Here is a 21,239-nt window from a genome sequence, read left to right on the forward strand (position 1 = left end):
GATGATTATAATTGCCCCATCTTTGTTATCGGCGGATTTCGCCGCACTTGGTACTGAAGTAGCGGAAGCGGAGGCCAGTGGTGCAGACTGGATTCACGTGGATGTGATGGACGGTCATTTTGTGCCGAATATTACGCTGGGTCCGCCCATTGTCAAAGCAGTGAAGTCCCACACTTCTTTACCGCTTGATGTGCACCTGATGATTGAGAATCCGGAACGTTACATTGCCGATTTTGCTGCAGCCGGTGCAGCGGTGATTACGGTACACGCAGAGGCTTGCGTGCATCTCCACCGGGTTATCCATCAGATCAAGGAGCTGGGCCTGATGGCCGGCGTGGCGATCAATCCGGGGACTCCGGCTTCTGCCGTGCGCGAGGTGCTTGAGGATGTGGATATGGTGCTTGTGATGACCGTGAATCCCGGCTTTGGCGGCCAAGCCTTCATTCCCCATACACTGCGTAAGATCCGGCAGATCCGGGAGTGGGCGAATGAAGCCAATCACAAAGGGCTGCGCATCGAGGTCGACGGCGGAATTGCCGAAGCAACGGCACCCCTGGTGGCTGAAGCGGGCGCAGACACCCTTGTCGCAGGCAATGCCGTGTTTGGACGCAGCGATCGCGCTGCCGCCATCAAAGCAATCCGTGAAGCAGCAGAGGCAGCAATCCGTTAATCGGGCGGCCGCCTAATTAGTCTTGAGGTATAGGCCAAGTTGTGGGTGCATAAATATGGTTACATGAGCAGAAATCTCATGTAGCCTTTTTTTGTTCCATAAGGGAGCTCTGCAGCTCGTTTGCGCAAACAGAAAAGACAGGAAAGTCTCCTAGCGTACGGCATGAATTGATGGGAGGGTTAATGATGAAATTTTACACGTTTAAGCTGCCAAGATTTTTGGGAGGTTTTGTTAAAGCGATTTTGAATACTTTTCAGAAAAGCTGAGGAAGGATCAGAACTGAAAACATGAAAAAAAGCACCTTACGTATGTAAAGGGTGCTTTTTGCTTCATATGAGATATCGCTAGGTCTAGGATAATCCAAGACTAAACGCGTTCAACTTTGCCGGCTTTCAAAGCACGGGTGCTGACGTACACGCGTTTCGGTTTGCCGTTCACTAGGATACGGACCTTCTGAACGTTAACTCCCCAAGAACGACGGTTGCGGTTGTTTGCGTGAGACACGTGGTTGCCGCTGCCCGGTTTCTTGCCTGTTACAGTACATTTGCGGGACATAGATTACACCTCCTTGTTACTAACACCTGCATAAAACAATACTTAAATATAATATCACAGCAAAATTTGCTACGTCAACCGATTCAAAAACATTTATTTCTTTTGGCTCTTATAGTACAATATAAATTAGTGTATTATGTCCAGTTAATCATAGAATTGATTAGGCATGAAGTTAGGAAGGGGAATTCTCATTGAGTAAGCGTTCTATAAACGGAGCAGATTTTACCGCAATGGTACTCGCCGGAGCGGAAAAGCTGCAGCAGCATGCAGAGCACGTCAATTCCTTAAATGTATTTCCGGTTCCGGATGGAGATACGGGAACTAATATGAATTTGACGATGACTGCAGGCGCGAACGAATTGAAAAAGAATAATACCGCCTCTGTCGGACAATGTGCAGGAGTACTCTCCAAAGGTCTCCTGATGGGTGCACGGGGAAACTCTGGCGTTATTTTGTCACAGCTGTTCAGAGGTCTTGGACGTTCCGCAGCCCAATATGATGAATTGAACACGCAACAGTTCGCGGCAGCACTGCAGACCGGAGTGGATACGGCCTACAAAGCGGTGGTCAAGCCTGTAGAAGGCACTATACTCACCGTCGCCAAAGAAGCTGCCAGACATGCGGTATATTACGCTCGCCGCACGACAGACATTACGGAGCTTATGACGGAGGTCCTGGCCAAAGCCAAAGAGGCATTAGCCAATACTCCGGAACTTCTGCCTGTTCTGAAGCAGGTTGGCGTGGTTGACTCTGGCGGCCAAGGTCTGGTCTACATTTACGAAGGATTTCATCAGTATCTGACAAGCGGAGTCTCCGCATCTCCGGCGTCTGTACAAGGACAAGCTCCGGCACCTGCCGTTGTAACGGCACCTGTGCTCACCAAACCTGAGAATATATTGTCCTCCGTGCAGTCTTCTGCGCAATCCCAGCTGTCCACGGAAGATATCGAATTTTTATATGATATGGAATTTTTCATCAACCGCCAGCTTGGCGCAGCCGTGAAAGCGGATTTTGATGAGGAAGCTTTTCGGAAAGCGTTGTCAGTTAATGGGGATTCAATCATCGTCATTTCCGATGACGACACGATCAAAGTGCATGTGCATTCCAAGACTCCTGGTGAAGTGATGAGCCTGGCATTGCTCTACGGCGAGATCACCCAGATCCATATTCTGAATATGCGTGAGCAGCATCGCGATCTGCTGACGACCGGTATGGATATCGCTCCAATGCCGGATCTGTTTGCAGATATCCCTAGCGAGAAGAGCACAGTGCCTGCCCCGGCGGTTCCTCCGGCGGACGATATGGCACCGTACGGCTTTATCGCCGTATCCTCCGGCGGCGGGATTACCGATATTTTCAAAAGCCTCGGGGTCGATGCGGTTCTAGCAGGCGGACAGACCATGAATCCCAGTACGGAGGATTTCGTAAATGCGATCTCATCCATCTCTGCGAAGCATGTTTATATTCTGCCTAACAACTCCAACATCGTGCTTGCCGCACAGCAGGCTAAAGAGCTGCTTGAGGACGAACGGGATATCACGGTGATTCCGAGCAAGAGCATCCCGCAGGGAATTGCCGCTGCATTTGCCTTCCAGGAAGATGATGCAGTGGATGCCAATACAAGCAACATGCTGGAAGCCATCGCACATGTGAAATCCGGCCAGGTTACGAACGCCGTACGTGATACCGTGATTGAAGAGCTGGAGATCAAATCCGGACAGTATATCGGTATTTCCAATTCGAAGATCGTTGCTGCTTCCGATGAATTGCTCGCTGCAAGCAAGCAACTGCTCACAAGCATGCTGGAGAACGGCGACGAGATCGTTACAGTTCTGACCGGTGCTGAAGCAGAAGCGGAAGTGACCGCGTCACTCAGCAGCTGGCTGGAAGAGGCTTATCCTCAGGTTGAAGTTGAGGTTCATGAGGGCGGGCAGCCGCTGTATTATTATGTTTTCTCGGTAGAGCCATAGGCGGAGACTGAATTCCTTCTGTCAGCATCAAAGCATACTCCGCCTCGTGCGGACTGCTTAATCATAGTTTGGGGAGGAAACCCATGAATCGTACCGTAATTGTCACAGACAGCACCTCAGATATTCCGCCGGCTCTGGCGGAAGCATACGGCATTGAGGTCGTGCCGCTGACATTAATGTTCGGCGAGGAAGCGTACAGGGACAATGTGGATATGACACCGGAGCAGTTCTATGAGCGTCTTCCCCACTCAGCGAAGCTGCCGACCACATCTCAGCCGTCTCCGGTGGAATATATGAATTTGTATCGCAGTATTCTGGAGCGTCATCAAGGCAGTACGATTCTATCTTTTCATATATCATCCGGACTTAGCGGAACTTATCAGTCTGCAGTCCTGGCCAAATCGATGCTGGATGAGGAAGGGGACGCCATCACTGTGGTAGATTCCCTGTCCGCATCCTACGGTTTCGGATTTATGGTAGTGGAAGCGGCCAGAATGGCTAAAGAAGGTATAAGCCCGGAGGAGATTCTGACAGCCGTGGAGAAGCTGCGCCAATCGCGCAAACTTTATTTCCTGGTAGATACACTGGAATATCTGCAAAAGGGCGGCAGAATCGGCAAAGCATCCGCCATATTAGGCACGCTGCTGAATATCAAGCCGATTCTCTCCATTGATGCAGAAGGCATTATTTATGCGGTAGAGAAGGTCAGAGGCCGGAAGAAGGCAATAGCCCGCATGATCGAGCTGTTCAAAAACGATCTGCCGGGAGTGGACAAAATCAATGTGGCTGTGGGTCATACGGCTGAACCGGCTTACGGCGAAGAATTCCTGCAGGAATTAGCCGTGCACTTCACCCTGAATGAGAAAGTGCTGACCAACATCGGCCCTGTCGTAGGCAGCCATGTCGGCAACGGTACCTTAGCCGTATTCATTTGGCCCGCGTAAATAGGGGATGAACATGAACCTGTCTTTGGAAAAAATTGAAGTGAAGCAAATAACTGGCGTGAGCGCTCAAAAGCAATCCGAGCTCCACGCCTTTGGCGTTTTTACAGTAAAGGATCTGCTGGAGTATTACCCATTCCGTTATGAGGATTTCCGCCCCCGCTCGCTGAGTGAAGTGAAGCATGGTGACAAGGCTACCCTGGTGGCCAAGGTGATTGGCATCCCTGTACTTCAGCGGTTTGGCGGCAAGTCGCGCTTAAGCTGCAAGATGGTGGCTGAACCCTGGATGTTCACCGCTACATGGTTCAATCAGCATTATGTGCGCGAGCAGTTGACTGTAGGCCGGGAGATCGTGTTAACCGGTAAATGGGACCAGAAGCGCAGCCAGATTACGGTGACGGATTATGAGTTCCCGGACCGAGGGGAGGGCAAGACAGGCACCCTGCAGCCGGTATACTCTGTGGGCGGAAAGATTACCCAGTCCTGGATCCGCAAGGTTATTAACCAGGGCATGCAGCAGTTCGGAGAGATGATTCCGGAAATATTGCCGCACGTCATTATGCGAAAATATGATTTTATGCCCCGCAAGCGGGCCATAGCGACGATCCACCAGCCGGAGGATACACGCGAAGGGCAGCAGGGACGGCGCAGAATGGTGTATGAAGAGCTGTTTCTGTTCCAGCTTAAGGTGCAGGCCTTCCGGGTGCTGAACCACGGTAGAATGGACGGTGTAGTGCATACAGTTGATAACTCTACCGTCCGCTCCTTTGTGCGCAGTCTGCCGTTTGAATTGACGGATGCGCAGAAGCATGTAGAGCTGGAGATTCTGCAGGACATGCGGTCCGGTTACTGCATGAACCGGCTGCTGCAGGGGGATGTTGGCTCAGGCAAAACGGTGCTTGCGGCCATTGCGCTCTTTGCCACCGTGAGGTCGGGGTTTCAGGGCGCGCTGATGGTGCCGACGGAGATTCTGGCCGAGCAGCATATGCGCTCGCTGACCAAAATGTTTGAGCCGTTTGGCATCACGGTAGGCCTGTTGACGGGCAGTGTCTCAGGGCGCAAACGTAAGGATCTGCTGGCCTCACTGCAAATGGGCGTGCTGGACGTCGTGGTCGGCACCCATGCTTTGATACAGGATGATGTATTCTTCCGCGGGCTGGGGCTTGTGGTTACCGATGAACAGCACCGCTTCGGAGTGAACCAGCGCAGTGTCCTCCGGCGCAAAGGGTATAACCCGGATGTGCTGACGATGACGGCGACCCCGATCCCGCGGACATTGGCAATTACGGTCTTCGGGGATATGGACGTCTCGACTTTGTCAGAGCGGCCTAAAGGACGGGTTCCAATCACGACTTATTGGGTGAAGCATGATCTGATGGAGCGTGTGCTGAACCTGGTCAGCCGTGAGATTGATCAAGGCCGTCAGGCCTATCTCATCTGCCCCCTGATCGAAGAGTCGGAGAAGCTGGATGTGCAGAACGCGATAGACCTGCATGTCCAGATGTCCCAGGCCTTTCCGAACTATAAAGTTGGGCTGCTGCATGGACGGATGACGCCGGGTGAGAAAGATGAAGTGATGCGCGCCTTCTACAGCAACGAGCTTCAGCTGCTTGTCTCCACTACGGTCGTGGAGGTTGGCGTCGATGTTCCCAATGCCACGCTGATGATCATCATGGATGCGGACCGCTTCGGTTTGTCACAGCTGCATCAGCTGCGCGGGCGGGTCGGTAGAGGCCAGCATGCGTCATATTGTGTGCTTGTGGCTGATCCTAAGTCGGAGATCGGCCGGGAACGGATGACCGCCATGACCGATACGGACGACGGATTCGAGGTCTCCCGCCGTGATCTGGAGCTAAGAGGTCCGGGGGATTTCTTTGGTACGAAGCAAAGCGGTCTGCCGGAATTCCGGCTGGCGGACATGACTGCGGATTTTGAGACACTGGAGCAGGCGCGCGACGATGCTGCGGAGCTGCTGAAGGATTCTTCCTTCTGGACATCCCCAGATTATGCACCGCTGCGGAGCTATTTGCAGAACGAACAAATATTCCAGGGAGATATTATCGATTAATTAGGCACATGCGGCAACCTGCCCTCATATACTGTGAATGATTGGATATGACGGGAGGTGCTGCGCTTGGGTTATCAGCAATACGGAATCAGCCCGCAGCTGGTGGAACGCATCAAGCTGAAGATGAAGAATCCGGCAGTCAAGGAACGCATCAAAAATATGATTAACGGTATTTCCAAGCAAGAGCTGCAGGACACAGGAGTTGTGCGCAGGCTGGTACGCAATGCTGCGGCAGTTATGGGTGAGAAGCTGTCGTCAGCCCAGGAAGAGCAAATCGTGAAATTTGTGATCGCACAGAAGATTGATCCGAGCAATACGTTTCACCTGATCCGGTTATGGGGCATGTTCCGTTGAAGAAACGGGCGGTTGCTAGACCCGGATCTGGCAGATAGGAAAAGGCGTTCCCGCGCTGCAGCAGCGGGAACGCCTTTTTCATAGGTAATAGCCATTCACAGTTCAGGAAAGTCCGGCAGAGTTATCTTTCAGCTGATTTTTTTGCGGAAAAAATCGGCGATGCCCCGGCCCTGCGCTGCGCGCACGACAATGAGGCTGTCCTCGTCGCATTCCTTCACAATTGAAGTCAAAGTGGCTTCCTCCATCTTGCTGGCAAGACAGAAGAGCGTGCCTTTCTGTCCCTCCGGCCCGGAAGCCTGGACAAGTTTGGTCTCCCGCTCGAGCGATTGGTGGAGCGCTTTGGAGATTTCATCACAGTGGCTGCTGGTAATCCAGACAGCCCTGGAGCGCGATAGGTCCCGAAGCGAGATCCGGATGCCTTCAAAGGCCAGCAGATAGGCGATAATGCTGTACATCGCCTGATCCCAGCCAAACAGCACACCTCCGAATAGCAGAATGACACAGTTGAGCAGCATAATGACGGTTTCCGCCGATTTCGGCAAGCTGCCGCTTAGCAAGACATAACCCTGTTCACTGGTCTTGTTGCTGATGCCGCCGAAGCGGATTGAAATACCGATTCCAAAGCCAAGGCAGAGACCACCAGCTATTGCTGCAGCAAGCGGCTCACTGACAACGGCTGGAAAGTGATGCAAGGCCAATGAGCCTATGGTCAAGCAAATCAACCCGAGCATCGTATAAAGGGCAAACCGGATGTCAATCTGCCTGCGTGACAAAAGAATAAACGGCAGATTGAACAGAAACAGAAACAGGCCAAGCCGCATTTCGGTAAGATGGGCGAGCAGAGCAGACAGTCCGGCAATTCCGCCAGGGACCAGCTTATGCGGAATCAGAAACAGCTCCAGCCCGACAGCGGCCAGCAGTCCTCCGCCAATAACGGAGAGAATGCGGATTCCCTTGTGCTGTGGCGGGGTGTATTCCCCGCGTAAACGTTTCTTCATACACGTCCCTCCCTTCAACAGGGAACTCTATTTACTCTTTGTCGAGTACAGGGGCGGCTTGTTTCGCTTTGCGTGCGAGATGCCGCTTTTCGAATTTGAATACCTTATCCAGGAGCTTGTAAATCGTCTTGGACTCCTTTGTCAGCAGCGGACCAAGGATGGCCAGCATCAGAACGTACATGGCAGCGAATGGCTGAAGGATCGCCATCAGTCCGCCCGCTTTGCCAAGATTGGCCATAATAATGGAGAACTCCCCACGGGAGACGATAGTTAGGCCAATGTTGGACGAAGCCCGCGGACTGAGACCTGCACTGCGTCCCGCCAGCATTCCTGCCAAGAAATTTCCGAACAGTGTTATGATTACCGCAGCTAATGAATACCAGAACGCTTCTCCTCCGAGGGAGAGCGGGTCAATGGTCAAACCGAAGCTGAAAAAGAAGATGGCTCCAAAGAAGTCACGGAACGGGATGACCAGTTTCTCAATCCGTTTCACATGCTCGGTTTCGGCGAGCACCAGCCCGACAAGCAATGCTCCGATCGCTTCGGCAACATGGATCGTTTCGGAGAAGCCGGCAATGAGAAAGAGGGCACCGAAAATGACAAGCGCGAATAATTCACTGGAACGGATGTTCAGGACGCGGTTGAGCCAGGGAACTAGCTTGCGTCCGATAATGAGGAGGGCCAGCATATATCCAAGCGCGAGCAGCGCGGACAGCAGTACGCCGCCAAGCGACGAAGAGCCGCTGAGGACAAGGCCCGAGAGAATGGAGATGTAGACTGCGAGAAATACATCCTCAAACATGATGATGCCGAGAATCATTTCGGTCTCGGGATTTGCGGTTCGCTTCAAATCAACCAATACCTTGGCTACAATCGCACTGGAAGAGATCGTGGTGATTCCGGCAATAATTAGAATCTCCTCCAGAGGGAAACCGAGTGCCCAGCCGAGGACCAGCCCCAGTGTAAAATTGATCAGGATATATATCGTACCGCCAGTTACGATCGACCGTCCTGCTTTGACAAGCCGGCCCACGGAGAACTCCAGCCCCAGATAGAACAGCAGGAAGAGTACGCCGATGCGGCCCATAAATTCGATCAGGGAAGCACTTTCGATAAAGCGGAAATCGAGATGCCAAATTTTGAAGGCGTGGGGCCCAACGGCCATCCCGATTAGAATATAGAAAGGAATTACAGAAAAGCGGAGTTTGGTGGAGATGATTCCGGCAAGCGCAATCAGGACAATGGCCAGGCCAACTTCAAAAATAATATAATGGCTCATCTATTAACCACATCCATTTCGTAGAATGTGTTTGAACTGCTTATGCTGATGTCTCTCCCCGGCAGCGACAACGGTGCAGTCCGCTTTCAGCAAAACTTCCGGTCCAGGACTCAGATGTTTCTGGTGGTTTTTTTCAATGATCGCAATAATAGTGACGCCTGCACGTGCACGTACATCCAATTCGCCGATCGTATGCCCGATGCACTTGAATCCTAACTCGAGGCGGTACCATTCGATGATCAAATCATCCAGTGCCACCTCAATGGACTCCAGGGCCTTGGGCTTGTAGGTGACTCCGCCGACAATGGCAGAGATATGCCTAGCTTCATCATCGTCCAGTGTAACCATGGATACACTCTGATCCGGATCATCATAATCAAAATGGTACAGCTCGCGTCTGCCGTCGTCATGCACAATGACCACTAGCTTGTCGCCGCTGCGCGTTTGCAGCAGAAATTTTTTGCCGATTCCCGGCAGATCTGATTCTCTATAGTTCATGAAAGTCCAGCCTCCAATTGATATGTCTTAAGATTGTTCTTCTGTGAGAGTAAATATGCATTTCTATTTCTGCCGTTAAATGGGGCGATGCACCAAATTTGAAGTATATCTAAGCGGTTGCAGCAGCAGCCGCTTCAGCGTAATGTAAATAATTGGGGAAAGCGAAACCACAAGTACAGGTACGGGAGGTTCCGGCAGAACTACCGGAGTGATCCCATGATGCGGTAAGCGGACAGCGGGTACAAATTTAATAGGTGTTGAATGTGCACGAACTGGCGTCGCCATTTTATGCTCATAGCGTTCAAATTTGTGGGTCTCCCCTTCATCCTTCACAGTGCTGAAAGCACTGATGGCTCCTGCTATCAGGGTAAACAGAAGAATCGGAATAAATGCGGCCCGAAGCAGTTTTGAGTAGGAAAAATACGCTAGATATGCCCTCATGAGATCACCTCCTTACTGTATCTTGTATATAAAGCATAACATACGTTCTTGTGCCGGGCCAAATTCAAATCAGCTCTTTTTTCATTTTACAAGGCTGAAAAACTGAAACTGATGGAGAAATAAAGCGTATTTTAAAGTAAATCGTACTTTTAATATTTTTTTTGAAAGAGGAGAGATGGATTTGAACGGACAGAGCTTTATTAGCGGTTTTGGGCAATTTCCGCAGGGCAGTTTTTTTTGGAGTTTTATTTATGGAATGCCTTTCTTTTTTAAGCTGATTTTTTTGCTGGTGATTGGTTTTTTTATCTTTTTTATCATCAAAGCCATCGGCATCTGGAGTAGCAATAATGCCAGTCCCTTGGTCTCCGCGTACGCTGCGGCCGTGACCAAACGGACACAGGTCTGGGGCGGATCAGGCGACTCCGGGGCCCACACGAGCTACTATGTAACTTTTGAGTTTCAAGATGGACGCCGCGTCGAACTGCAGGTACCAAATAAGGCCTTTGGATTGATTGTTGAAGGAGACCGGGGGGAGCTTGTATATCAGGGAACCAGGTTTAAGGGCTTTGAGCATCCCGGTTTTCAAAATACTGAAGGCTGATCGTCGTTGTTTGCAGATGTTTCTGAGCAAGCTTTGAAAAATGTCCTTAAATTTTCAGAATTCCGCGGTTAATTTTGGGTAAAACTCCATATAAGTGATTTGCTATACACCACTTTATAACATGGGAGGAGCTGACAGCTTGAATTCGAACTCTGCAAATCAACAAGATCAACAGCCGTTTCATCTGCTGGAGAAAGAGGAAGTCCTGAAACGGCTAGAGACAAGCGAAGAGGGATTAACTTCAGAACAGGCGGCGCAGCTGCTGGAGCGGTACGGGAAAAATATGCTGCAGGAGGCAAAGCCAAAGTCACTGCTGGCCAAATTTATTGAGCAGTTCAAAAATGTAATGATCTTTATTCTGCTGGCGGCCGCGGTGCTGTCAGGTATTCTCGGGGAATGGACGGATACAATCATCATCCTGCTGGTTGTTATATTGAATGCGGTGCTTGGTGTCATCCAGGAAAATAAGGCAGAACAGGCACTGGAAGCGCTGAAAAGCATGTCTTCGCCGCATGCCCGGGTCCGCCGCGGCGGTCAGGTGACGGAGATCAAGAGTGAGGAGCTTGTGCCCGGTGATATTGTCCTGCTGGAAGCAGGCAATGTCGTACCTGCCGATGTCAGGCTGCTGGAAACAGCATCACTTCAGACGGAGGAAGCTGCGTTAACCGGTGAGTCGCTGCCTTCGGATAAGCATGCCGACAAACTGGAGGGGACAGATCTCGTAATAGGCGACCGGACAAATATGGCATATATGAGCAGCAGCGTCACGTACGGAAGAGCTGTTGGCGTCGTTACAGCCACAGGGATGAAGACTGAGGTCGGAAGAATTGCCGGCTTTATCGCAGAGGAAGAAACGGATGTTACTCCGCTGCAGAAAAAGCTGGATGAACTGGGGAAATACTTCACGTATATTATTCTGGGCGTGTGTGTAGTCATTTTTGCCGTTGGATTGCTCCAGGGCAGAGAAATGCTGGATATGCTGCTCACCTCGATCTCACTGGCGGTTGCGGCGATTCCTGAAGGACTGCCGGCGATCGTAACGATCATTCTGGCGCTTGGCGTTCAGCGCATGGCCGGACGCAAAGCGATTATCCGCAAGCTGCCTGCGGTGGAGACGCTCGGTAGCACTGAAATTATCTGCTCCGACAAAACAGGAACGTTGACACTCAACAAAATGACTGTCGAGAAGCTGTACGCCAATGGAGCAACTATTGAGGCGACCGAACAGCTCAAGGAAACTCCGGGCGGTGAGCTGCTGCTGCAGGCGATGACGCTGTGCAATGATTCCAGCATTGACGAAGGCAGCACTACCGGCAAGCAAGGTTCAGAGAACACAAAGGGGGATAAAGCCAGCGGGACCAAAAGCGGCAAAGCGATTATCGGGGATCCCACGGAGACAGCCCTTGTGGACTATGCGCTGAGCATCGGCACTGACAAGCGGGAGCTGGAGAAGCAGTATCCACGGAAAAGCGAGCTGCCCTTTGACTCGGACCGCAAGCTGATGACAACGATTCATCAGGTGGAGGCAGGGAAGTTTCGCGGGCTTACGAAAGGTGCTCCCGATGTGCTGCTTTCCAAGTGCAGCCATATTTATGAGGCCGGGGAGCTCATTCCGCTCACAGAGGAGCATTCCCGCAAGATTACTGCAAGCAATAAGGCCCTTGCCGACGAAGCGCTGCGGGTGCTGGCTTTTGCCTACCGTGATTATGCAGAGCTTCCAGACAAACCTTCACCGGACACAACAGAGAAGGATCTGGTATTCATCGGCCTCGTCGGGATGATTGATCCCCCGCGCGATGAAGTGCGCGACGCTGTAGCGGTCTGCCGTAAGGCGGGTATCCGTCCGGTTATGATTACCGGCGACCACAGAGACACCGCTGCGGCTATCGCCAAACGGCTGGGTATCATCGATGACGACAAGAGCGTACTGACCGGACGCGAACTGGATAAGATCAGCGAGGCGGATTTTGCCAATAGGGTCGAGGACTATTCCGTATATGCCCGTGTTTCTCCGGAGCACAAGGTAAGGATCGTCAAAGCGTGGAGAAAAAAGGGCAAGATCGTCGCTATGACTGGAGACGGGGTGAACGATGCACCGGCTTTGAAGTCAGCGGATATCGGTGTGGGCATGGGGATTACGGGAACGGATGTCGCGAAAGGCGTATCCGACATGGTGCTGGCCGACGATAACTTCACGACCATTGTAGTTGCGGTGGAGGAAGGACGGAAGGTATACAGCAATATCCGCAAAGCCATCCAGTTCCTGCTCTCCGCCAACCTTGGGGAAGTGCTGACCTTGTTCATCGCCACAATGATCGGCTGGCGGATTCTTGAGCCTATTCACATCCTCTGGATCAACCTGGTGACGGATACGCTGCCTGCGCTGGCACTGGGGCTGGAAAAAGCCGGGGAAGATGTAATGACAAAGAAACCCCGCAAGTCCAGCAGCAGTATTTTTTCCGGTGGTGTGGGGACAGGGATTGTCTACCAGGGGATCATCGAAGCGGCACTGACACTGCTCGTCTATTACTGGGCGCATACCCATTATGATGAGGGTGTCGCGGTTACGATGGCTTTTGCCACCCTTGGTCTGCTTCAAATTACACATGCCTTCAACGTCAGATCCAATACGAAATCTCTGTTCCAGATCGGCTTGTTCAGCAACAAATATATGCTGGGCGCGTCGGTGATTTCCGGACTGCTGCTGGTGCTGGTCATCATTATTCCGGGTCTCAACGATTGGTTTGGTGTACAGCATCTGAACGGTTTGCAGTGGTGGATTGTCTGCGGGGCAGCCGTGTCCATCGTTGTTTTAGTTGAACTGGTGAAGCTGTTTGTCCGGCTGAGCGGCAAAGGCAAAGGTTGGGACTAGTGAAACCGGATCACATCAGTTGATTTAAAATGTAAAAAAGAGCTTGGTCTTCTTTACAGGAGACCAGGCTCTTCTTTACTTACGCAACCTACGCTGCTATGTGGTTACAGCACGCGCTGCATATGCAGTATCACGTTGCTCCAATATCCGCTGTCCAGTTCGCTGATCTGTACACCGGGATCACCCCAGGTATGGATGAACTTTCCGTCGCCGATATAAATACCTACATGCCCCGGTATCGCGTCACTGTCAAAACGTCCTGGCACGGTGAAAAAAATCAGATCTCCGGCCTGCAGCTCACTGCGGCTTACCCGTCTGCCGATGTTGTCCTGGTCTTTAGCCAGCCGGGGCAGATCCACGCCAAACCTTTTAAATACATGCCTTGTGAAGGAGGAGCAGTCGAAACGTCCGGTATCCTCATAAGAACCGGCGCCAAAATCGTAAGGTACACCCAGAAATCTTTTGGCAAAGGCGACTAGTTGACCGGTATCTACGCTCGAAGCGCTCTGGATGCGCAGCGGTTTGGCCATATTGGAGTTACCGTTTTTTTCAGTATTGCTAAGGGCTTCCTTGTCTGACGGCAAAGCGATATTGATCTCACCGCTGGTGGGGTTCCAGCCCACCTCGGTTTGCAGCAGCTTGGACAAAGCTGTAGGAGTGATATAGATTTGACCGTCACGGCGCACCGGCGCGTCAGGCAGGGTGATTTTTTCCCCCAGTGAAAAGACCTGAGTGGAGTTCGGGCGCAGCATGTACATCACATCCGTATAGCCGAGCTTGGCATAACCTCCGCTGGCGGTGTCATCCTTCATCCGGTAGCCGATTGAGGCAGCGGCGGGTTTCAGCGGAATCCAGAACTTTCCCTGCTTGTCGGTGACATGGGATTTCTCATAATAGCTGCCCGCAAAAGTGCCGGCAGGTGTCACCGAATTGACTTTTGGTTTTGCCTCGTTTTTGTAATACCCGCATGCGCTGGTGGACATAACAATGGCAAGGATCACAGCAGTTTTCGTGATTGTTTTAGTTGGATAAGTAAATGTCATCGGACACACTCCATGTTCAGACTGTAAGTTCAGTTTGCGCAAGGAGATTTTTTTTATAAGATCAGGGGGAGTGAACATCTTGGCTTAGCTTCCTGATCTTGCAAGAAAAGCAGCCTCTAAGGAGGGATTCGACGACATCCCCGAAATGACATCAATCGAAGCTTTTCTTGTAGGGTCAGAAGGAGTGAACATCTTGGCTTAGCTTCCTGATCTTGCAAGAATAAATTGGAGAGCTGATAAGTCATTGACGGATAAAGGACCGCCATATAATATTATGTTTAATAGATTGGCTGTATTTTATGTGAGGTTAGTGTGAGCTTTCGCTTTAACGCTTTTAAAGATGAAAGCGATAGTGCTGAGTCGCTCACTTTGATGCACGCGCTGATACCGTAAAAGAAAAGGGGTTATATGATGAAAAAAAAGAACATTTGGGTAGGATTAAGCTTGTGTCTGATGCTTGTAGCTTCGGGTTGCGGATCGAACAACAATGCTGCGGTGAATACGGAAAAAGCTGCTAACAAACCGGCAAATGCCACGGCTGCTCCTGCAGATGCAGGCAGCAAAGAATCCTACAGCATTGCCATCTCCCAATACGTAGAACATCCGTCGCTGGATGCGACACGCGAAGGCTTCATGGCCGCACTTAAGGATGCCGGACTTATTGAAGGCGAGAACCTGAAGGTGGATCTCCAGAACGCACAGGCCGATCAAGCCAACAACCTGTCCATCGCACAGAAGATTGCCGGCGACAAAAACGATCTCGTGCTCGCGATTGCCACTCCTTCGGCTCAATCAATTGTGCAGAAGGTAGATAAGGATACACCGGTATTGTTCGCCGCTGTTACAGATCCGCTGGATGCCAGACTTGTAACCGATCTGGAACACCCGGGCGGCAATGTCTCCGGTGCTTCCGATACCAATCCGGAGGCAATCACCCGGCTGATGCAATTCATTGCGGCACAGTTCCCCAAGGTGAAGAAACTGGGTCTTGTCATTAATGAGGGCGAGCCGAATGCTGTAGTTATGGCGGGAATCGCCAAGGAAGAGCTCGACAAACACGGCATTGAGCTGGTGAAGGCTGCAGTCACGAATACTTCTGAAGTGAAGCAGGCGGCTGAATCGCTTGTCGGACGTGTAGACGCATTCTACATTACGCTGGACAATTCAGTGGTAAGTGCTGTAGATACGATCATCCAAACCGCGAATGAGAAGAAGCTTCCGTTCTTCTCCGCTGACCGTGATACGGTAGAGAAGGGCGCTTTTGCCACTGTCGGTTTCAAATATTATGACCACGGCTATCAGGTTGGTGAAATGGCTGTGGAGGTGCTGAAGAACGGCACAAGCCCAGGCGACATGAAAGTAACCATGCAGGAGAAGCTGGACCTTATACTTAACCTGAAGGCTGCAGAGGCGCAGGGCATTGAAGTTACAGATGCCATGAAAGCCGAAGTCGCTGACCAGACCAACAACATCATTCAATAAGTTCAGATATTATGACGGGGCGATTCGAGAAGAACGCCCCTTGCCGCTTGAGGGAGGAAGTCACCTATGTATGATTCAATAATGGGAGCCTTGGAATCGGGCTTGCTGTACGCTTTTATGGCTTTGGGGGTATATATAACTTTTCGGATTCTTGACTTTCCGGATTTAACTGTAGACGGAAGCTTTACAACTGGCGGGGCGATCGCCGCAGTGATGATTACTCAGGGCTATTCCCCTTGGCTGGCTACATTCTGTGCAATGGCTGGCGGTATGGCAGCCGGCATGTGCACGGGCCTGCTGCATACAAAAGGCAAAATTAACGGATTGCTGTCCGGGATCCTGATGATGATAGCTCTATATTCCATTAATTTACGGATATTAGATAAGCCCAACGTTTCGATCATGGGCGAAGACACCCTGCTTAGTTCAATAAATCCTTTGCTGGTCATGCCGTTTATTGTGGTTGCTGTTAAACTGCTGATGGATCTGTTTCTGCGCACAGACCTTGGCCTGGCCCTGCGGGCCACAGGCGACAATTCAAGAATGATCCGCAGCTTCGGTGTAAACACAGATACAACGACTATTCTCGGCATCAGCCTGTCGAATGGCTTAGTGGCGCTCTCGGGAGCACTAATCGCTCAGTCTTCCTCTTTTGCCGATTCAACCATGGGTATTGGGATGATTGTTATCGGACTGGCTTCGGTAATTATTGGAGAGGCGATTTTTGGCGCCAGAAATGTGTTCCGGGCTACGCTGGCCGTTGTGCTGGGCTCGATCGTTTACCGGATAGTTGTAGCGCTCGCCTTGCGGGTTCCGTGGCTGAAGGCCTCCGACTTGAAGCTGATTACGGCAGTTATCGTCATTATTGCCCTGTTGTTCCCGTCGCTTCAGCGGTATATGAAGCAGAAGAGAACAGCCCGCAGAAGAAGTGCTGAACTAGCGGCGCTGGCGCTAAGAAGCAAGAAAGGGGGAACAGCCGATGCTAAAGCTTGATAATGTATCCAAGCTGTTTAATCCCGGCAGCCCTGATGAGAAGATTGCGTTGCTGGGCATCGACCTTCACCTTCAAGCCGGCGATTTCGTTACGATTATCGGAAGCAACGGGGCAGGTAAATCCACTTTGATGAACGTGATCTCCGGGGTAATGAAGCCGGATCTGGGGGAAGCACGGATCGAAGGCAGCTCGATCAGCCATTTGCCTGAGTATCAGCGCGCCCGCTGGATCGGACGGGTCTTTCAGGATCCGATGGCCGGTACGGCCCCGCATATGACGATTGAGGAGAACCTGGCGATGGCTTTCAAACGGGGCCAAAACCGCGGTCTGACCTTCGGAGTCAGCAGCGCCAGACGGGTGCTGTTCCGTGAACAGCTGAGCCGCCTCGGCATCGGGCTGGAGAACCGGCTGCGCGCCCAAGTGGGCCTGCTGTCCGGCGGAGAGAGACAGGCGCTCAGCCTGCTGATGGCGACCTTTACCCAGCCGCAGATTCTGCTGCTGGACGAGCATACTGCAGCCCTTGACCCGGCCCGCGCGGAGCTGATTACGAAACTGACGGAATCGATTGTCCGTGAGATGAAGCTCACTACGCTGATGGTTACCCATAACATGGAGCAGGCCATCCGGCTGGGCAACCGGCTGATCATGATGGATAAAGGGACTATTATCCTGGACATTGATGCAGAGCGGAAAAAAGATCTGACCGTCGAACGGCTGCTTGGTGAATTCGAAACCATCAGCGGACATAAGCTGGCGGATGACCGGATGATGCTGGGATAATATGTGCTCTACTTAAATACGCATTTATAATCACCACCCTATAGACTTGGATATGCAGTTTCTCATGGAACTGCTATTCAGGTCTTTTTGGTTTATATTTCCATAACCGTGTCATTCGTTTATGATAATAATGTCCATGAAGCGAACTGGCCTTATAAATGATACGGAAAGGCGGATTGAAAAGAGAAATGTACTTGAGAAATAATAAAAGCGCTTACAGGAATTCGGGGATCTTTAACAAAATGATTCTGCTCATTTCCTTCTTACTGCTGTTGTCGTTTCTGTTTTCTCTTATATTTCTTCAGTACGTGTACCGGATCTACGACCGGCAAATTTATGAAAAGTCATCTGAAGTCCTTGGTATGTCGGCAGTAAGCATAGAAAGTGAGCTTAAGGAGCTGGAGCAGCTGTCCTTTGCGGTCGGCTCGGATGAACAGATCCAGGATTGTCTGCGCAAGCTGCTGGATTATCCCACACCCTATGAGCGGCTGGTGCTGCATAACAAGATTATTAACCGGCTGGTGGCTTTTGCGGGTGCGGAGAAGTATGTGTATTCCATGATGCTGATGGATGCAAATGACGGTGTGATGACAGCCGGCAACCGGGAAGGAGTATCGCAGTCCCTGCAGGATCAGCTGAAGCCGCTGGCTGTGGAGGGTGGAGGAAGCAACGTCTGGTACACCCAGGGCAGCAAAAACTCGCTGCTTGCCGTACGCCAGATCAAGTCTTATACAGGCTCTACTTTTACACTGGATCATCTGGGGACGCTGGTTATCCGCATCCGGGTAGAACGGATCGTTGCCGACAGCACGAATATGGCCTCGGGCGAAGGGCAGCTGATTGTAGTTGACACGGCCAGCAACCGCTCATTCTATCCCGCAGAGCCGCTGCTTACACCGCGCGAGCTGGCAGTGGAAGTGGGACGGCCTGAACCTTACCGGACAGGCAGCTACGCTCAAGGCACGTATTTCATTGCTAAGACGGAGTCCTCCTATATGGATTGGACTTATATTAATGCGACACCGTTCAATGAAATGTTCAAACAGATCACTATTCTCAAAAGAATGGTCGTCATCGTATTTGCCTGTATTCTCCTGCTTGGGCTGCTGCTTGGCTATCGTCTCGCCCGAAGCATCGCACGGCCGATATCGAAGCTGACGGAGAAGATGAGACGGATCGAAAAAGGCGACTTGGACAATCTGGAGGAGCAGTCGCTGGGACTTGTCTCGCAAAATGCCCAGGATGAAGTAAGCCAGCTCAACCGTACGTTCAAAATGATGATCCGCCGGATCAGAGAACTGATTGATGAGAACTACGCCAAGCAGCTGGTGATCCGGGAAACGGAGCTGAAGGCGCTCCAGGCGCAGATAAATCCGCATTTCCTATACAACACTTTGGAATCGATTAACTGGCTGGCCAAGGTGAACAAGCAGGAGCAGATTTCAGAGATGGTGGAGGCGCTGGGTTACCTGCTCCGCAGCTCGATAGGGCTGAAAGACCCGCTGATCACACTGGAGAAGGAGCTCAGTATTGTGAGGAGTTATGTCACGATTCAACGAACGCGTTTTGAGGAGCGGCTGGACTTCAGAATGGACATTCCTGCCGATCTGCAGGATGCGCTGATTCCCAAGCTGACCCTGCAGCCGCTGGTGGAGAACGCCATCCGTTACGCGCTGGAACCAAATATTGAACCCTGCATGATTACGATTTCTGTGAGCCGTACTTCAAACGGGCTGGATCTTAGGGTAGCTGACAATGGACCCGGTATGACGGATCAATTTATTCGTGATCTGCAGCAGGGCCGGATTCAGACCCGGGGTGAGGGAATCGGGCTGGCGAATATCAAGGAACGTGTACAGCTGGTTTTTGGCGGGGAGTGGGGAACTGAAATTGAAAGTCAGCCGGGGATGGGTACGGTTATTCATGTACTTATTCCTTATTTGAAAGGGGAGCATGGCGATGTATAAATTGCTGTTGGTCGACGATGAACGGCTGATCCTGGAAGGGATCTCACAGGTGGTGGATTGGGAGAAGGCAGGTACAGTGCTGGCTGGAACAGCCCGCAACGGCATTGAAGCGCTGGCTCAAATGGAGCGGCTTAAGCCGGAGATCGTGATCACCGATATTTCCATGCCCGGTCTGGATGGCCTGAAGCTGGTAGAGCAGTGCAGTGAGCGCTTTCCGCAGGTGAAATTCATTATGCTGACCGGCTATAAGGATTTTGATTATGCCTGCAGCGCTATGCAGCACGGGGTCAAGCATTACCTGTTGAAGCCGTGCAACGAGCGGCAGATACATGAAGCGCTGAGCGAATTGACGTTGGAATTGGATGAGATCAAGAGACGGGAGCAGTTTGTGGGTGACATGAAAGAGCGTCTGAAGAAGGTGCTGCCGCATGTCAAAGAGCAATTTCTTAAGGAATGGATCTCCAATAAAACTTATGGAAGCCGTGACCTGGATTATTATCAGGAGCTGTTTGGCCTCACGCTGGATGATAAATCAGTCAGGCTGATCCTGTTCCGGCTGGAGGATGGCTGTGAATATGAGCATTTGTTCGCGCTGCAAAATATCGCCCAGGATATGCTTCATGAGGTGCTTCTCAGCACTACCATCGGCAACCATCTATTAATCCTGGTGGAGCAGCCGGAGGATGGCAGTGACCAGCCGGGTCTGCTGGAGCGGATCTCAGAGGTGAAGGAGATTTTTAATACTTTTTACAAAATATATCCGACGATTGCGGTCAGTGACCAGGGACAGATGAACCACTCCCGCAGCCTGTACCGGCAGACACTGCAGTGCATGAACCATCGTTTTTATCTGGAAGAAGGCAGCCTGATTACGGGAAGTGACATTCTTGAAGATGAGCTCAGCGGGCGAAACGAGATTGATCTGCAGGAGGAGCAAATTTGTCTGCTTATCAAGGCTGGCGACCGGCATGCGGTGGAAAGTGAATTGGATCGCTTATTCGGGGTATTATCGGCAGAGCGGTTTGATATCAATGTGACCCGTTCCTATGTGCTGCAGCTGTATTCGGCAATGATCAGACTGTGTATACCGGAGGAGAGAGGCGCCTTTACTTCAGGGCTTGCGGAGCTGGCAGAGCTGCGTACCCTCGGCAGTCTTAAGGATTATGTGAAAGAGGCGGCCTGCCGGCTGACGGCCATGTACGAACGGCATTTCGTCACCCGCCAATCCTCCATCGTAGATAAAATGCTGCACATCATCGAAACCGATTACTGGAATGCGGAGCTCTCGCTTGGTTCAGTGGCCGCAAAAATGTTATATATGAATCCGGATTACCTGGGGAAAATATTCAAAAAAATCACCGGCGAAAAATTCTCCAACTATGTGACTAATTACCGGATCACGAAAGCTTCAGAGCATATTATGCGTAGCGGTGACGTTAAGGTATTTGAACTGGCGGAAATGTTCGGGTTCGGCGGGAATGCCCAATATTTCAGCCAGGTGTTTAAAAAAGTGACCGGCCAGACCCCTACAGACTTTATGAAGCCGCAAGGAAGCTGATTATTGAACAAAGAGAACGGTTTTTTGTATTCAAGAATGCTGCTGAATTTGAGAGAATTTACATATGGAAGCGTTACCATTGAAGTGGGTCCTTCTTAATCCATTTGCGAAAAGGGGAGAACTGAAATTGAAAAAGAGATTTGCCTTATTGGCGGTACCCATGCTGAT

19 protein-coding genes are annotated in these 21,239 nt (G+C 51.2%); 13 read left to right on the forward strand and 6 right to left on the reverse strand.

Translation table 11 applies throughout. The features are described 5' to 3' along the window. Position 1 precedes the first annotated feature (1 nt). Entirely contained in the window at positions 2 to 670 is a 669-nt protein-coding gene (gene rpe, locus ACAN56_RS07325; RefSeq protein ID WP_379141657.1) for a ribulose-phosphate 3-epimerase, read from the forward strand. A gap of 185 nt (positions 671 to 855) precedes the next feature. Continuing rightward, the gene (gene spoVM, locus ACAN56_RS07330; protein ID WP_020431362.1) at positions 856 to 936 is read left to right on the forward strand and encodes a stage V sporulation protein SpoVM; all 81 of its coding nucleotides are present in this window, start codon (positions 856 to 858) and stop codon (positions 934 to 936) included. A gap of 100 nt (positions 937 to 1,036) precedes the next feature. Here spoVM and rpmB read toward each other — a convergent pair whose 3' ends face one another. Then, positions 1,037 to 1,225: a 50S ribosomal protein L28 gene (gene rpmB, locus ACAN56_RS07335; RefSeq protein WP_019911441.1), complete on the reverse strand. Its 189-nt coding sequence runs from the start codon at positions 1,223 to 1,225 to the stop codon at positions 1,037 to 1,039. Between the two features lie 191 nt (positions 1,226 to 1,416). Between rpmB and ACAN56_RS07340 the strand changes: the two genes are divergently transcribed. The 4 genes from ACAN56_RS07340 to ACAN56_RS07355 all read left to right on the forward strand — a co-directional run bounded on the left by ACAN56_RS07340 (position 1,417) and on the right by ACAN56_RS07355 (position 6,558). Then, the gene (locus ACAN56_RS07340) at positions 1,417 to 3,195 is read left to right on the forward strand and encodes a DAK2 domain-containing protein (protein WP_038590591.1); all 1,779 of its coding nucleotides are present in this window, start codon (positions 1,417 to 1,419) and stop codon (positions 3,193 to 3,195) included. A gap of 83 nt (positions 3,196 to 3,278) precedes the next feature. Continuing rightward, positions 3,279 to 4,139: a DegV family protein gene (locus ACAN56_RS07345; protein WP_038590594.1), complete on the forward strand. Its 861-nt coding sequence runs from the start codon at positions 3,279 to 3,281 to the stop codon at positions 4,137 to 4,139. A gap of 13 nt (positions 4,140 to 4,152) precedes the next feature. After that, entirely contained in the window at positions 4,153 to 6,204 is a 2,052-nt protein-coding gene (gene recG / locus ACAN56_RS07350; protein WP_038590597.1) for an ATP-dependent DNA helicase RecG, read from the forward strand. A gap of 66 nt (positions 6,205 to 6,270) precedes the next feature. Beyond that, complete coding sequence (locus tag ACAN56_RS07355) at positions 6,271 to 6,558, forward strand: stage VI sporulation protein F (protein ID WP_038590600.1); 288 nt, start codon at positions 6,271 to 6,273, stop codon at positions 6,556 to 6,558. Between the two features lie 128 nt (positions 6,559 to 6,686). Here ACAN56_RS07355 and ACAN56_RS07360 read toward each other — a convergent pair whose 3' ends face one another. The 4 genes from ACAN56_RS07360 to ACAN56_RS07375 form a co-directional block, all read right to left on the reverse strand. Further along, positions 6,687 to 7,556 (reverse strand): YitT family protein, encoded by an 870-nt coding sequence (locus ACAN56_RS07360; RefSeq protein WP_052092029.1) that lies wholly within the window; start codon positions 7,554 to 7,556, stop codon positions 6,687 to 6,689. 31 nt (positions 7,557 to 7,587) lie between these two features. Beyond that, positions 7,588 to 8,835 (reverse strand): cation:proton antiporter, encoded by a 1,248-nt coding sequence (locus tag ACAN56_RS07365; protein WP_038590603.1) that lies wholly within the window; start codon positions 8,833 to 8,835, stop codon positions 7,588 to 7,590. Between the two features lie 3 nt (positions 8,836 to 8,838). Further along, positions 8,839 to 9,333 carry a cation:proton antiporter regulatory subunit gene (locus tag ACAN56_RS07370; RefSeq protein ID WP_038590606.1) on the reverse strand — a complete coding sequence of 165 codons (495 nt, stop codon included), beginning with the start codon at positions 9,331 to 9,333 and terminating at the stop codon, positions 8,839 to 8,841. A 75-nt stretch (positions 9,334 to 9,408) separates the two neighbouring features. Then, positions 9,409 to 9,774 (reverse strand): hypothetical protein, encoded by a 366-nt coding sequence (locus ACAN56_RS07375; RefSeq protein ID WP_038590609.1) that lies wholly within the window; start codon positions 9,772 to 9,774, stop codon positions 9,409 to 9,411. Between the two features lie 181 nt (positions 9,775 to 9,955). Between ACAN56_RS07375 and ACAN56_RS07380 the strand changes: the two genes are divergently transcribed. Further along, positions 9,956 to 10,375, forward strand: a complete 420-nt coding sequence (locus tag ACAN56_RS07380) for a DUF2500 domain-containing protein (protein WP_231578430.1) — start codon at positions 9,956 to 9,958, stop codon at positions 10,373 to 10,375. A gap of 139 nt (positions 10,376 to 10,514) precedes the next feature. Then, complete coding sequence (locus ACAN56_RS07385; RefSeq protein ID WP_379141665.1) at positions 10,515 to 13,247, forward strand: calcium-translocating P-type ATPase, SERCA-type; 2,733 nt, start codon at positions 10,515 to 10,517, stop codon at positions 13,245 to 13,247. Between the two features lie 104 nt (positions 13,248 to 13,351). Here the strand turns inward: ACAN56_RS07385 and ACAN56_RS07390 are convergent, their stop codons facing one another. Beyond that, the gene (locus tag ACAN56_RS07390; RefSeq protein WP_379141667.1) at positions 13,352 to 14,290 is read right to left on the reverse strand and encodes a C40 family peptidase; all 939 of its coding nucleotides are present in this window, start codon (positions 14,288 to 14,290) and stop codon (positions 13,352 to 13,354) included. 411 nt (positions 14,291 to 14,701) lie between these two features. Here ACAN56_RS07390 and ACAN56_RS07395 point away from each other — a divergent pair, with 411 nt between their 5' ends. The 5 genes from ACAN56_RS07395 to ACAN56_RS07415 all read left to right on the forward strand — a co-directional run bounded on the left by ACAN56_RS07395 (position 14,702) and on the right by ACAN56_RS07415 (position 21,071). Continuing rightward, positions 14,702 to 15,772 carry an ABC transporter substrate-binding protein gene (locus ACAN56_RS07395; RefSeq protein ID WP_038590619.1) on the forward strand — a complete coding sequence of 357 codons (1,071 nt, stop codon included), beginning with the start codon at positions 14,702 to 14,704 and terminating at the stop codon, positions 15,770 to 15,772. A 66-nt stretch (positions 15,773 to 15,838) separates the two neighbouring features. Further along, positions 15,839 to 16,765, forward strand: coding sequence for an ABC transporter permease (locus ACAN56_RS07400; RefSeq protein ID WP_038590622.1), 927 nt, complete (start codon positions 15,839 to 15,841; stop codon positions 16,763 to 16,765). After that, positions 16,752 to 17,546 (forward strand): ABC transporter ATP-binding protein, encoded by a 795-nt coding sequence (locus ACAN56_RS07405; RefSeq protein WP_038590625.1) that lies wholly within the window; start codon positions 16,752 to 16,754, stop codon positions 17,544 to 17,546. The genes ACAN56_RS07400 and ACAN56_RS07405 overlap by 14 nt, the downstream gene beginning before the upstream one ends. Before the next feature lie 188 nt (positions 17,547 to 17,734). Continuing rightward, positions 17,735 to 19,513 carry a sensor histidine kinase gene (locus ACAN56_RS07410; protein ID WP_379141671.1) on the forward strand — a complete coding sequence of 593 codons (1,779 nt, stop codon included), beginning with the start codon at positions 17,735 to 17,737 and terminating at the stop codon, positions 19,511 to 19,513. After that, complete coding sequence (locus ACAN56_RS07415; RefSeq protein ID WP_379141673.1) at positions 19,506 to 21,071, forward strand: response regulator; 1,566 nt, start codon at positions 19,506 to 19,508, stop codon at positions 21,069 to 21,071. Before ACAN56_RS07410 ends, ACAN56_RS07415 begins: the two co-directional genes overlap by 8 nt. Positions 21,072 to 21,239: the final 168 nt, after the last annotated feature.

Source organism: Paenibacillus paludis (assembly GCF_042610515.1).
In the GTDB taxonomy this organism is placed as follows: Bacteria; Bacillota; Bacilli; order Paenibacillales; family Paenibacillaceae; genus Paenibacillus_AQ.